At 36.8% G+C, this 14,654-nt stretch carries 13 protein-coding genes; all 13 read right to left on the bottom strand.

The window, feature by feature from the left end; translation table 11 throughout:
• Window position 1 precedes the first annotated feature (1 nt).
• Window positions 2–886 (bottom strand): SDR family oxidoreductase, encoded by an 885-nt coding sequence (locus OA91_RS02285; RefSeq protein ID WP_063336984.1) that lies wholly within the window; start codon window positions 884–886, stop codon window positions 2–4.
• Window positions 883–1,752, bottom strand: a complete 870-nt coding sequence (rfbA, locus tag OA91_RS02280; RefSeq protein ID WP_063336983.1) for a glucose-1-phosphate thymidylyltransferase RfbA — start codon at window positions 1,750–1,752, stop codon at window positions 883–885. The genes OA91_RS02285 and rfbA overlap by 4 nt, the downstream gene beginning before the upstream one ends.
• Window positions 1,749–2,819, bottom strand: coding sequence for a dTDP-glucose 4,6-dehydratase (rfbB, locus tag OA91_RS02275; protein WP_063336982.1), 1,071 nt, complete (start codon window positions 2,817–2,819; stop codon window positions 1,749–1,751). The genes rfbA and rfbB overlap by 4 nt, the downstream gene beginning before the upstream one ends.
• Window positions 2,820–3,537: 718 nt before the next feature.
• Window positions 3,538–5,706, bottom strand: coding sequence for a polysaccharide biosynthesis tyrosine autokinase (locus OA91_RS02270; protein WP_063336981.1), 2,169 nt, complete (start codon window positions 5,704–5,706; stop codon window positions 3,538–3,540).
• Window positions 5,707–5,736: 30 nt separating this feature from the next.
• Window positions 5,737–6,168 carry an arsenate reductase/protein-tyrosine-phosphatase family protein gene (locus OA91_RS02265; RefSeq protein ID WP_063336980.1) on the bottom strand — a complete coding sequence of 144 codons (432 nt, stop codon included), beginning with the start codon at window positions 6,166–6,168 and terminating at the stop codon, window positions 5,737–5,739.
• Window positions 6,168–7,304, bottom strand: coding sequence for a polysaccharide export protein (locus OA91_RS02260; RefSeq protein WP_063336979.1), 1,137 nt, complete (start codon window positions 7,302–7,304; stop codon window positions 6,168–6,170). Before OA91_RS02260 ends, OA91_RS02265 begins: the two co-directional genes overlap by 1 nt.
• Window positions 7,305–7,647: 343 nt before the next feature.
• Window positions 7,648–8,604, bottom strand: coding sequence for an electron transfer flavoprotein subunit alpha/FixB family protein (locus tag OA91_RS02255; protein ID WP_063336978.1), 957 nt, complete (start codon window positions 8,602–8,604; stop codon window positions 7,648–7,650).
• Window positions 8,601–9,353 (bottom strand): electron transfer flavoprotein subunit beta/FixA family protein, encoded by a 753-nt coding sequence (locus OA91_RS02250; RefSeq protein WP_063337270.1) that lies wholly within the window; start codon window positions 9,351–9,353, stop codon window positions 8,601–8,603. Before OA91_RS02250 ends, OA91_RS02255 begins: the two co-directional genes overlap by 4 nt.
• 149 nt (window positions 9,354–9,502) lie before the next feature.
• On the bottom strand, window positions 9,503–10,282 hold the full coding sequence (locus OA91_RS02245; RefSeq protein WP_063336977.1) for an SDR family oxidoreductase: 780 nt from the start codon (window positions 10,280–10,282) through the stop codon (window positions 9,503–9,505).
• 101 nt (window positions 10,283–10,383) lie between these two features.
• The gene (gene mmsB / locus OA91_RS02240) at window positions 10,384–11,274 is read right to left on the bottom strand and encodes a 3-hydroxyisobutyrate dehydrogenase (protein WP_063336976.1); all 891 of its coding nucleotides are present in this window, start codon (window positions 11,272–11,274) and stop codon (window positions 10,384–10,386) included.
• 113 nt (window positions 11,275–11,387) lie between these two features.
• A complete protein-coding gene (locus OA91_RS02235) occupies window positions 11,388–12,494 on the bottom strand; it encodes an enoyl-CoA hydratase/isomerase family protein (protein ID WP_063336975.1) in 1,107 nt (368 codons plus the stop codon).
• Window positions 12,495–12,512: 18 nt separating this feature from the next.
• The gene (locus OA91_RS02230) at window positions 12,513–13,301 is read right to left on the bottom strand and encodes an enoyl-CoA hydratase (protein WP_063336974.1); all 789 of its coding nucleotides are present in this window, start codon (window positions 13,299–13,301) and stop codon (window positions 12,513–12,515) included.
• A gap of 87 nt (window positions 13,302–13,388) precedes the next feature.
• A complete protein-coding gene (locus tag OA91_RS02225) occupies window positions 13,389–14,543 on the bottom strand; it encodes an acyl-CoA dehydrogenase family protein (RefSeq protein ID WP_063336973.1) in 1,155 nt (384 codons plus the stop codon).
• Window positions 14,544–14,654: the final 111 nt, after the last annotated feature.

Here is a 14,654-nt window from a genome sequence, read left to right as displayed (position 1 = left end):
TTTAAATCTCTTTATTTTTAAGTACTTTTTTAAGACTATCTTCCAAAGATTGACATTTGTAACTAATTTCTTTATTTAATTTATTATTATTCAATATTAAGTCTCGCTTTTTATATAATCCATTTGAAAAAGTATAAAGATCAGTTCTTTTAATGAGCTTTTCACAACCCATAATTCTCATTATTTCATTTCCAAGTTCATATCTACTGATTGCTTTATTACCAGATATATTATAAATACCTGTCGCTTCTTTATTTATTAGTTCTTTGATAGAATTCACTAAATCATCAATATATATGAAATTTGTTACATCATCATCGACAAGTGTAACCACCTCTTTTCTTAACAATTTTTCAATTATATAATTCGTCAAATTATTCCGTTGAAACCCATATCTAACTGAAATTACACTTGACAATCTCAAAATCAAGTAATTATTACTATTTTTTTTAATAAAATCTTCTACACATTTTTTTTGTTTACCGTATTCACTAATTGGATCAGGAATACTATCTTCAAAGTATTCCGTTCTATTACCTGAATAAATATGACTTGTAGATAATGATAAAAGCCTACCTCCTAATACATTCAATATTTTAACTAAATGTATTACAAGATCCACATTCAACCTCCAAGAGTCTTTTTTAAATCTTTCGCAAAGATCTAACTCATTAATTCCTATACAGTTAATTACTAAATCTGGGTTAACTTCATAAATAGTTTTTTCAATTGAATTAAAATTAAGTTCATTATCAGTATAAATTTTCACATCTTTATCATGTGACCATTTCCTACATAGACCATAAATATGATATTTTTCTCTATTCATCAGATAAAACTGAAAACCAATAATACTGCTGACACCTAAAATTAGTATTTTTTTCATATTTGTTTTACTAAGTTCTCTAAATACTGTCCATAACTATTTTTTTTCATTTTTTTTGCTATTTTAATAACATCCTCAGAGCTTAACCAACCGTTTTGTAAAGAAATTTCTTCTAAGCAAGCTATCTTATATCCTTGACGCCTCTCGATTGTCTCTACAAACATTGCAGAATCCAAAAGTGTTTCATGTGTACCAGTATCAAGCCACGCAAAACCACGGCCAAGCAATTCAACATTTAAAGCACTATTATTTAGATAAACTTGATTTATCGAAGTTATTTCTAACTCACCTCGAGCAGACGGTTTAATTTTTTTTGCTATTTCAACAACGTTGTTATCATAAAAATATAACCCTGTGACGGCATATGTGGATTTAGGAATTACTGGTTTTTCCTCAATCGAAATAACCTTCATGTTCTTATCAAACTCTACAACCCCAAACTGATCTGGTTTTTTTACTTGATAACCAAACACTGTTGCTCCATTTTTAGTTTTTGCGGCTTTTTTTAGCATTTGAGAAAAGCCCTGTCCCCAGAACAAATTATCACCTAAAATTAAGCACACTGAATCATTGCCAATAAATTTTTTACCAATAATAAATGCTTGTGCTATTCCTTCAGGTTTAACTTGAATTTCATAAGAAATTTCAATTCCATAATAACTTCCATTACCTAACAAACGCTTAAAACTATTTAAATCCTCTGGTGTTGTAATGATTAATATATCGCTTATTCCTGCTAACATTAAAACTGACAATGGATAATAAATCATTGGTTTATCATATACCGGTAATAATTGCTTCGACACCCCCATTGTAATTGGATATAAACGTGAGCCAGTACCGCCTGCCAATATTATTCCTTTCATTGCTTACCACCTGATGTAATTTGCTCTACTTTATAAGTATTATCAATCACTTCACTAGCCCATCGCTCATTAGCCAAATACCATTCAACAGTTTTTTTCAACCCAGACTCAAACGTTTCTTTTGGTTGCCAGTCTAAATTAAATTTGATTTTAGAGGAATCGATAGCATACCTAATATCATGCCCAGGTCGGTCTGTAACATATGTAATTAGATCTACGTATTTATTAACCCCTTTTGGTTTAGAAGGTACTAACCTTTCAAGTAAATCACAGATTGATTCAACCACTTCAATATTAGTCTTCTCATTATTACCACCAATATTATATGTTTCTCCAATAACCCCTTCTGTTAACACTTTATGTAAAGCAAACGCATGATCCTCTACATATAGCCAGTCACGAATCTGCTTACCATTACCGTATACAGGCAACTGCTTACCTTCTATTGCATTCAATATAACCAGTGGAATCAACTTTTCTGGAAAGTGATATGGCCCATAGTTATTTGAGCAGTTTGTTATTAGGATTGGTAATCCATATGTTCTTTGCCATGCGCGAACCAAATGATCACTTGATGCTTTGGAAGCCGAGTATGGACTACTTGGCTTATAAGGTGATGTTTCTGTAAATAAATCACTAACGCCTTGCAAATCACCATATACCTCATCAGTAGAAATATGATGAAAACGAAACTCTTTTTTTTCATTTTCTTTAAGTTGACTCCAGTAAGCACGGCTTGCTTCAAGTAAAGTGTACGTCCCTATAATATTAGTTTCAATAAATGCAGCCGGCCCATCAATTGAACGATCGACATGTGATTCCGCAGCTAAATGCATCACTGCATCCGGTTGATATTCTAAAAATATTTTATCTAACTTTTCACGATTACAAATATCAATTTTTTCGAATCTATAGCGTTCACATTCTTTAATATCTTCTAATGACTTCAAGTTACCCGCATAGGTTAATTTATCTATATTAAAGATACTGTCATTTGTATTTTTAATTATATGTCGAATAACAGCAGATCCTATAAAGCCTGCACCACCTGTAACTAGGATTTTCATATTTATCTCTTATTTTAATTTCAATTGTTTACTTATGAATATATAAATATGACTAACTGATTATATTCATTCTTTGACGATCTTTGCTCTAACTAATCATTACAAACTAAAAAATTTAACCAAAAAACATGATGCAAATTTATATATTAGTATTTCCATTGATTAATAGTTGCTTTCTACACTATTTAAAAAAACATCATATTTTATAAATTACTCTTTCGTTATTTTTTTAAAAACTTGATCTTTAACTCGTTACACAAAGATATAAGTGATACAACCTTAGAAAATAAATCCCATTAAAATCACAATGCTAACTATTTAATTTTTTAACATATACTCTATTTATTCAACCACTTATGGTTTTCTATTGTGTTTTAATTTTTCACTATTTTTATTAGCCCAGTAATAAAATTAAACTTTTACATATTTATAAATACCTTAACATTGCCATATGAGTTCTAATAATACAGATTTAAATCAATAAGTTTAGACTATCTATCCAGATATCTATTGCACATAAAGCTCAATATAAGAAATACATTCATTTTCCTATTATCTTTTCCTTACTCTCAAATCAAAACACTTGTATAAATGTTAAATTCAAGTACTTTTCATTTATATACATAAAAACATACAACAACATTTTTACAAAAAACAACTAGCATTCAGTCTATAATGAAAAGCTAATACAATTATAAATAAAAAACATCCAATTAAGCTAACTTTTATCACTCTCATAGCTGTAATTATAATAACCGTAAGATGTGCTTGCCTTCTTTTCAACAGCATTAAGAATAAAGCCTTTAACGTCAACACCAGCCATTTCAAATCTATGTCGAGCAACATCAATTTCTTTAGCTGTATTTTGACCAAAGCGGCCCACCATCAAAGTTGTACCTGCAACTGAACCGACAATACTCGCATCTGTTACAGCTAATACCGGTGGAGTATCTATAATTACAAGATCATAATTATCTGAAGCCCACTCAACAAACGCAGTAAAACGGGAATTCATTAATAGCTCAGATGGATTCGGTGGAACTTGTCCGCGAGTAACAATATCAAGGTTTTCAAAATGAGAATCTTTGATAACTTTTTCAGTTGCTAACTTACCTGATAATAATTCAGATAATCCATTCATCCAATGTAAACTGAAGTGTTTTTGTATGTATCCTTTCCTCATATCAGCATCAACTAAAAGAACCTTCTGGTCAGTTTTAGCCATTACCGTTGCAAAATTTACTGACACAAATGATTTACCAATACCAGGTCCAGGACCAGATATCATAACTACATTATTTTTTGCTTCCATCATAGCAAAGTGCATACTAGTACGCAGTCCACGTAAAGCCTCAATAGCAAGGTCTGCTGGATTAGCAACTGCTAGCAATGTTTGATGTAATTTAGGTGAATCATCTTTTTTAATTTTTTGTTTTAACTTAACATTCATTTTTGCTTGAAAATCTGACATTGGTATACTTGCATATACAGAAAGCCCGAGGGCCTCTATTTCATCGGGACTTTCAACACCTTTGTACAATGCGAATTTTAGAATAACAAATGCAAAAGCAAAAAAACCACCAAGCATTGTAGATAAAATTACGATTATAAGCTTTCTTGGTTTTATTGGGGAGGAGTATGATTGTGCTGCATCTAAAATACGCACATTACCTACTGTTCCAGCTTTTAGAATATTCAGTTCCTGCACTTTATTTAGTAATTGAATGTAAATTTGCTGATTAACCTCTACATCACGCTTCATACGCAGAACATCCCTCTGCGTTTTAGGTAGTTTTTGCACTTGCGTATTAAGCTCATCCTTTTTACCTAACAGAATAGCCCGTTTATCAAGAAGTGATTTATATGCAGGGTGATCTTTAGTAAAACGTTTACTGATCTCGCTTTCCTTAAATGTTAAGTCATTTAATTGCGCCTCAAGAGACAGCATTACTTTCAACGTAGATTGTGCCTCTAGTCCAAGGTCGATAGACTCATTATCTTGACGAAAGCGATTAAGAGCATCCTCAGATGACGTTAATTCAACTTGAATACTCGGCAAATGCCCTTTAAGAAACTCCAAACTTTTTTCTGCCTCTGCAGAATTTCTTTTGACGTTTTGCAGTAAATAGTTCTGACTTATATCATTAAGTATATTCTCAACTAATACTTTATCTTCACCTACAAATGCCAATTCCAGAACACCTGTTTGCAACCCTCTCTCATCTATCGATAAGTTTTGTTTTATCCATCCAATACTTTGTTCTCTGGATCGTTTCCCTAGTAAAAATTCATCTTTATTCTCACCAACTATTGATTGCACAAACAAACTATAACTATCATTAAAAGCTAATTCACCAACCACACCATCTAGAATTTTTCGATTTTCATTATTATATAAAGAGTATTTACCTTGACTAGCATCCTCAAGTTTCAGAGTTAGATAAGAGGAGTTACCTGATGAAACATCAAAACGACTAACTAAAATTGAATTTTGCTTACCAACTATCCGAGCAATCCCCTTTCCTATATACGGCAAGTAATATGGTCTAGCGAGTATTGTCAAATTTAATTTATCGACAGTCTTCCCCAAAATCATACGGGATGTAATAATTTCTATTTCAGTGTTTGATGATGAGTTATTTGAGATCATTTCTCCCATATCACCAACTAAAGCAGACATACCACTACTTTTGCTTTCAATCTGTAACAAAGCATCCGCTTTATATATTGGTGTAGATAACAATGCATAAGCAACCCCAAGCATAAGGAATACACCAGTAATAACAACGATTAACCAGATATTATCTAACAGAACCCCAAATACTTTAGTTAAGTCAATATCATCTGCTTGTTTTTCCTGAGGAGGTAATCGTGTTTGATTATTCATAATAAATAATTTTTTCCAATAAATAATAAATCAGTTTAGTTTTTTAGACCAAGCAACTACAGATGTATTAATAAGAGTATATGCATATTCGAATGCTTCTTTACTTTGTCGGTATGGGTCTGGAACATCTTGTTTATCAAGCCATTGTGTTAATAGCATGGTTTTCCCCCTCGCTTCAGGAGCTATACTTGTAACTGCATTTATATGTCCTTGCTCCATAACAAGTATCAAGTCAAACTCTTTACATAAATCTGATGTGAGTTGTTGGGCAATATGCCCCTCCATGTTCAACCCATTTTCCTTTGCCACTTCTAACGCGGTTTTATCCGCTGGCTTACCAACTAAGGCGCCAATTCCAGCTGACTCAATAATCTTATCAGGTAATAGTGACTTTAAAATGTATTCACCTGTTGGTGAGCGGCATATATTCCCTACACAAACAACTAAAATTTTATCAAACATTACCACCCCCTCACATCATTAATACCGTCGGTCAAACTATTAAAACCAGCTGTTGTTGGCACTATTTGACTAATCACTCTATTCCACTGAACGATTGGTGCAGCTGTAACATACACAATATCTTTTGGCTTCAATTCAAACTCAGTACCTATTACCAATGCAATCGAGTTTGAAATATCCAACTGATATACATTAGCTAGTTTAGATTCATTGCTAGTATTATCTTTATTAGTTCTTACAACAAACACACCTGTCGCATCAGCAGCTAATTGATTGATACCTCCTACACTACTTAACGCCTCAGTTAAACTCATACCAGATCTATCAATTTTCAGTAGTTGAGGATTGTTAACTTCACCCATAACAAACACTTTCTGATTATCGTTTCTTGGAACATGAACTATATCCCCAGGTTTTAATAAACGATTTTGAGTTAAATCACCTTTTTGCATTAATCGATATAAAGATAATGTCTCTTCGGCCCCATTGCTGGTAAGGCTTACATTACGCCAATCTGCATCTTCAACCAGACCACCAGCCTGGTTTATCGCATCAAGTAGTGTCAAAGGTACATTGGAAATATATTGTTGACCTGGTGAGCTAATTGCGCCAGTTACGTAGGCTTTTTTAGATTGAAATGCAGCAACACTCACATCGACTTGAGGTGACTCTATGAATTTTGACAACTTCGTCGTCATAATTTCTCGGATTTGTGTAGTTGTTTTATTAGCAACCTCAACAAAGCCAATATATGGATAAAAAATACGCCCATCCGCATGAACCCAATTACCAGATTCGCTTGCACTACGATACGAGCCGGCTGGTATCGTCAATTCAGGGTGATCCCAAACGGTAATATTCAGAATATCTCCACTTCCTACTAGGTATTCATAATCTGCAATTTCTTTATCTAATGCTGTATTAACTCTTGCTACCACTTTAGGGGTTTTAAAGTTCTTCATTTCAGCAGCTGTTAACTGGTAAAGATTGATCTTACTTATAATATCAGTTGAACTGGTTTCTAAAGCAGGATCCTTGTCACCATCCTGTACACTTAGGTAAGACCCTGGAACCGAGCAACCAGCTAAAAAAATAGGCATAAAGATGGTAATAATTGTTTTTTTACAAGTTTTCATAAGGTCAATTATCGCTTTTTGTTTAATGCATTTATATTCAATATTTATCAATGGCATTAAAGTTATCAGGTGTAATTTTATTGGGCACAATGATTACAGAAAAAAGCCAAAAAAAACAGTCATATATATTTTTTAATAACAGTATTTAACAAATGTCGTATTTAACTGAATTAACACACAATTATTTCAATCAGCAAAATATATACTACTAACTCTGAATTTTACAAAAAGGAGTATATGAAAGGAAATGTATGATTTTTTTAAATCGTTATAAACTTAAAAACCTGCCCAATAGGCTATTGAACAGGCTTTTAAGGAATCTTGCTAGTGAAAAACAATCGCTTTAGATTTGTTTTTCAATCTCAGGCACTAGCTCAAACAAATCACCAACTACCCCATAGTCAGCCACCTGAAAAATCGGCGCCTCTTCATCTTTGTTGATTGCAACTATCACTTTAGAATCTTTCATGCCCGCAAGGTGTTGAATCGCTCCTGAAATGCCAACCGCAATGTAAAGCTCTGGCGCAACCATTTTACCCGTTTGTCCAACTTGCATATCATTAGGAACAAAGCCAGCATCCACCGCAGCACGAGAGGCGCCGACAGCAGCACCTAGCTTATCCGCTAAGCTGTACAACATATTGAAGTTTTCACCATTTGCAAGACCACGCCCACCAGAGACCACAGTTGTTGCAGCGGTTAATTCAGGTCTTTCTGATACAGCTAAAGACTCCTCAATAAATTCAATATCGCCTGATGAATGAACACTTGATACTTGCTCTATTTGAGCCGATCCACCTTCAGCAGAGATAGCATCAAACGCGGTTCCACGAACCGTCATAACCTTAACAGCATCACATGATTCAACTGTCGCTATCGCATTGCCTGCATAAATAGCACGTTTAAAGCGACCTTCAGATTCAATAGACATAACATCCGATAGTTGATTAACGCCCAATAACGCAGCCACTCTTGGTAGAACATTTTTCCCAGTTGTCGTAGATGCCGCAAGAAGATTACTAAATCTTGCAACATCAGCACCTTTATTATCAGGGTCAATTTGCTCTAATAGCAGTTTACTAACATTTTCTGCAACTTGATGCTCATATGCTACGCTGTCAGCTAACAAAACTAAATCAACATCAGCGATTTTTGCAACTTGATTTGCAACATCTGCACAACCTGCACCAGCCACAAGTGCAGTAATAGGTTTGCCAATTTGTTTAGCCGCACTTAACACATTCAAGCTTATAGGTGAAAGCGTTCTATTATCATGTTCAATTAATACTAAGGTACTCATGCAATCACCTTTGCTTCATTACGTAATTTTTCAACTAATTCATCAACTGAAGAAACTTTAATACCTGCTTGTCTTTGTGCAGGTTCTTCGACACTTATAAGTTTTAGATTTGATGAAACATTTACACCAAGATCATCAGCCAACTTAACCTCAAGAGGTTTACGTTTAGCTTTCATAATATTAGGAAGAGATGCAAATCTAGGTTCGTTCAATCTAAGATCAGTAGTAACAACAGCAGGTAGGGTAAGCCTTAGTGTTTGCAAGCCACCATCAATTTCACGAGTAACTAAAGCTTTACCGTCTTCCACTTTAATTTCAGATGCAAAAGTGGCTTGAGGTCTATCAAGCAATGCAGCCAACATTTGGCCCGTTTGATTATTATCCGAATCAATTGCTTGTTTACCCAGCAATATCAAACCTGGCTCTTCTGATTCTGCAACTTTAGCAAGAATACGAGCTACTGAGAGTGAATCAGGCCCGTCCTCAGATTCAACTTGAATTGCCCTATCACAACCTAGTGCTAGCGCATTTCTGAGTTGCTCTTGGCAAGATTTTGACCCAATTGACACTACAACCACTTCAGTTGCTACACCCTGCTCTTTTAATCGAACAGCCTCTTCAACTGCAATTTCACAAAAAGGATTTAAGGCCATTTTAACATTATTAAGATCAACATTAGATTGATCAGCCTTAACTCGCACTTTTACGTTGTAATCAATAACGCGCTTTACTGCTACCAAAATTTTCATTGGCAAATTCCCATCTCTGTCTAATTTATGGCTTTTGGCCTTTTTATAATCAGCCAAGGCTTATGGCCCTAACTGCAATCTATAGCTTTAGAGGTATATACTTCTTTAACTATTTGTTTTGCCTGATAAATAAGGGTCATCACCCTAAGTTATACGCGAAGTCCGCCATCCATTTCAATGACACGGCCCGTAAAATAATCATTTTCTAATATGTACTGCATAGTGTGAGCGATTTCATCCACTTCACCCATACGTCTCAATGGCACCGCTTTTAACATACGCTCAACCGCTTCTGGTTTCATTTGTGCCGTCATATCCGTTGCAATCATGCCAGGAGCAATACCAGCTACACGAATATTGTATCTAGCTAACTCCTTCGCCCAACTTACCACCATAGTCGCAACACCCGACTTAGTCGCACTATAGTTAGTCTGTCCAGCATTCCCAGCACGTGATACAGATGAAATATTAATGATGACGCCAGCATCTGCTTGCTCAGCCATAATACCGGCAGCCTCTCTGCCGCATAAAAAAGATCCAGTTAAATTCACATCAACAACCGACTGCCATTGCTTAAGTGACATTTTGTCTGTGAGCTTTCCATCTTTCACCTTAATCAACATGCCATCACGCATTAAACCAGCATTATTGATTAAGCCATTTAATTGACCAAAGTCTTGTTTGATTTGTGAGAAAGTATCTTCCACCTCTCTTTCACTTGAAATATCACAAACATACCCTTTCACAGTGAGATTTTTATCTGCCTGATGCGCTTGTTCCAATAACGTTTTCGCCATCATAGCTACAGCAGCATCATCAAGATCTATAATGGCAACATGCGCGCCTAGCTCTACTAAATGAGACGCCATTCCAGCACCTAAACCTCTTGCACCACCAGTTATTGCAAACACCTTTTGATCAAGTTTCATACACCTTCCTTTTATATAACACTCAAGACTGAATTAGCTTATAAAAATCAAGTTATGCACAGACTCAAGCTTAAATCATGATTATCTTTAAATTATGATATTTACTTTTCTTGATATAGCTTAATCAAACTAGAAAAGTCTAAACCACCATTACCTTGTTCTTTATGCAGGTTAAACAAGCCTCTAGCAGCACTTCCCATAGGCGTTGGAGATGAACTTAGCTGACTTAAATTCATAGCGAGCCCCAAATCTTTAAACATCAAATCCACCATAAATCCACCTTGGTATTGATTAGATGAAGGAACATTTTCCATTACACCAGGCACAGGATTATAGACTTGTAGAGCCCAGTTATTACCTGAGCTTTGCTTCATAATGTCAGACAAAACCTTCGGATCTAAACCATTCTTCATGCCCATATTCAGAGCCTCACAAGTGCCCGCCATAAGAATAGCTAACATCATGTTATTACAGGCTTTTGCTATTTGACCTGCACCATGATCACCCGCATGAAAAATATTCTTTCCCATACACTCTAGTACAGGCAAAGCCTTATCAAATTGAGCCTGTTCACCACCAACCATAAATGCCAATGTGCCAGCTTGCGCACCACCTACACCACCAGACACAGGCGCATCAATAAACTCAATACCGCGCTCTTTAGCGAGATGAGCAATTGTCCTTGCCACATCAGCTTCAATGGTCGAGCTATCAATAACCAAAGCGCCTGAGGGGATATGATCAAACAAGGGAGCATCACAAGAGACATACAAACCATGAACATGCTTACCAGCAGGTAGCATGCTAATAATAAACTCTGCTTCTTGAATCGCTTCTAAAGTCGTGTCCACTTTCATACAACCAGCTTGCACAGCTTTATCCAACGCTTCTGTTGATAAGTCGAATGCTTTTACCTGATGACCAGCCTTTGCTAAATTAGCTGCCATTGGCCCGCCCATGTTGCCAAGCCCTATAAATCCAATATTTGCCATGACGTTTATCCTTTAAATCATTATTCTTGTTTTAGTAATTTGATCTGCCACTTTCTGTTGTTAAATGCTTAAAAAAACAAGCCAAACAGCGTGCTTATATAAGCATTACTAATCTAAAGATACCTAAGTGGATGATCAGCTTTATCCCAAGGAGAACCTAATAAGTCTGCAATATAAGTATCTTCTACCTCAGCCACAGATTCATAACGCCACTTTGGCGACTTATCCTTATCGATTAATAATGCTCTTACACCTTCAGCAAGCTCATCATGTCTTGTACATTGCACAGACACTTCAAGCTCTTGCTGAAAAACCTCTTTCAGCGACAAGCCCACACTTCGCTCTAATTGGGCTTTAATAAGAACAAGTGACACAGGGCTACCGCTCGCAACCGTTTTTTGAGCCTTAACCAACCACTTATCCTCTGTTTCAATGCCAGCTAGGTCCTTTAATACGTCATCTAGAGAATCATTAGACATTAAATCTTCAATCAAACCTTGATGAGATATTATTGGGCTAGGTAATGCTTCAAATACACCTTGTGATTCATCACCCAAACCAGGCAAAAGTTTATTCACTGCCTCATGAGGGTTAGCTTGCCAATCGGCAACAAGAAGTCGCTCCAGAAGCTGAGATCTTTGACCGACATCTAGAGCATAATCTGCCATTCCCAATGCCATCGCATCTTTTGCGTTAATTCCTGCCGCCGTTAACCCTAAAAACATACCAATATTACCTGGCAGCTTATTCAGGAAATAACTCGCTCCAACATCAGGATAAAGACCAATACTCACTTCAGGCATAGCAAGGTAAGTTGTTTGAGTAACAACTCTATGGCTAGCACCGGCAAACAACCCCATGCCGCCCCCCATAACAAAACCACTGCCCCAACAAATAATTGGCTTAGGATAAGTATGAATTTGGTAATCTAGCTGATACTCACGGGTAAAAAAGTCAGTTGGAAAAGAGCTAATTTCGTCTCGCATCATTGCTTCGTGCAGTTTGATAATATCGCCACCAGCACAAAAAGCCTTTTCCCCTTCACTATCTAATATAATAGCGACAACGCTTTTTTTAGATTGCCAAGCATCTAATTTCGCCGAAATAAGGTCGATCATTTTTAACGTTAACGCATTAAGTTTCTTTTCAGCGTTTAACCTAATTTCACCAATAATTTCACCTGAAGCAGTAAAGTGCTCATGAAAGATTACGCTTGCCATAAATATTTCCTTAGCTTTTTATTTGTTTAGCCAATTAGCCGCTCGCTTTTCCAAGAAGGCATTCACCCCTTCCGCCTGATCTTCCGTATCAAAAAGATCAACAAATAGCTCTCTTTCAAGAATTAGCCCTTGTTGTAGCGGTGCTGTTCGCGCATTTTGAATAAGAGATTTACATGCAGCAACAGAAGATGGGCTCTGCTGACCGACTTGCTCAGCTAAAGCAATCGCCTTCTCTAAAGCATCGCCTCTTTCAACAACCTCTTCGACCAATCCTATTTCTAGCGCTTTTTCAGCTTTAACTTGCTCACCACATAGGATCATTCGTTTTGCCCATCCCTCTCCGACCAACCAAGTCAGATTTTGGGTACCACCAGCACAAGGCAGCAAGCCAACTTTTGCTTCTGGTAGCGCTAACAGAGCTTGTTCTTCTGCGATACGCAAATCACAGGCAAGTGCCACTTCAAGGCCGCCCCCCATGCTATAGCCATTGATAGCAGCGATAGAGACTCCTCTAAATTGACTTAAGGTTTCAAAAGCTAGACCAAATAAACGCGCCATTTCACGAGCAACTTCTTTATTCCCATCGGCAAAGAGCTTTAAGTCAGCACCTGCTGAAAAAAACTTATCGCCAGCACCCGTTAAAACCAAACTCCAAATTGATTTATCTTGGTTTAGCTCTTCAACAATTAGCTTAAGCGCCTTTAGACTTTCTGCCGTCCAAGTATTTGCGGGTAAATTATTCATTGTGAGAATGGCAATATGGCCCTTTTTCTCAACCAAAACTAAGTCTGTTTTTACCTGAGTCATGTTTAGCTCCTTTCTCTTGCAGTCCTAAATCACATCAATCTCTATTGAGCCGATACAGAACACAAGAATGTTCAATTTATGATGAGATTAAAATTCAGAATCCGTGTCTGCCAATAAACGACGGCCAATAATGACACGCATAATCTCGTTAGTTCCCTCAAGTATTCTGTGTACCCTTGTATCACGCACATAGCGCTCCATTGGGTATTCTTTGATATAACCATAACCACCAAAAATCTGTAGCGCTTCATCACATACCTTAAAGCCAACATCGGTAGCAAAACGTTTTGCCATAGCACAATAAGTGGTCGCGTCTTTATGGCCAAGGTCCAGCTTACTTGCAGCTAAGCGGACTAACTGCCTAGCGGCTAAAAGCTCAGTCGCCATATCAGCTAAACGGAACTGCAAACCCTGAAAATCACCAATTTGTTTGCCAAATTGCTTTCTTTCTTGCATATAATCACGCGCTTGATTTAAAGCTTGCTGAGCCGTTCCTAAAGAGCAGGAAGCAATATTAATTCGCCCCCCATCAAGCCCTTTCATGGCAAGCACAAAACCCTCACCTTCTTCACTTAACAGGTTTTCCACTGGCACTTTCACATTATCAAAACTGATCATGCGTGTTGGCTGACTATTCCATCCCATTTTGTCTTCTTTTCGGCCATAGCTAATACCGTCACTATGAGCATCAACCACAATAGCAGACACTCCACGGGCACCAAGACCACCCGTTCGAGCCATTACAACCAATACATCTGTACTACCAGCACCTGAAATAAATACCTTACTGCCGTTTAAGATATAGTGATCACCCTCTTTCTTAGCCGTTGTTTTTAAAGAAGCCGCATCGGATCCCGCATTTGGTTCAGTCAAACAATAAGAACCCAAGGCTTGTGCACTAATCAAAGACTCTGCATATTTTTCAAGCACACTAGGCTTAGCAAAGCTGGTCACCATCCAAGTCACCATATTGTGGATGGTCAAATAAGCGGTAGTGGAGGTACACCCCATAGAAAGGCGCTCAAAAATGATACTTGAATCAAGACGACTTAAACCTAGGCCACCCGCAGACTCTGGGGTATAAAGTGAGGCAAAACCCATTTCACCCGCCTTACGAATCACATCAACCGGAAAAAAAGACTCTTCATCCCATTTTGCTGCATTTGGTTCCAACTCACTGCGAGCAAATGCAGTTGCCATATCCGAAAATGCCACCTGATCTTCGTTTAATTCAAAATCCATTAAAGCCTCCAAAATAGGCTTAGCCATATCATCAAGCTAAGCCTTTAAAACTATTAAATTGTTAATGAGGTGATCTAGTCACTGGCTAGATAATCGCTGGCCATATTGTCA

The organism is Marinomonas sp. SBI8L (genome assembly GCF_001624705.1).
Classification (GTDB): domain Bacteria; phylum Pseudomonadota; class Gammaproteobacteria; order Pseudomonadales; family Marinomonadaceae; genus Marinomonas.
The sequence above is the reverse complement of the archived record's forward strand: the minus strand, read 5'-3'. Positions and strand labels throughout refer to the sequence as shown.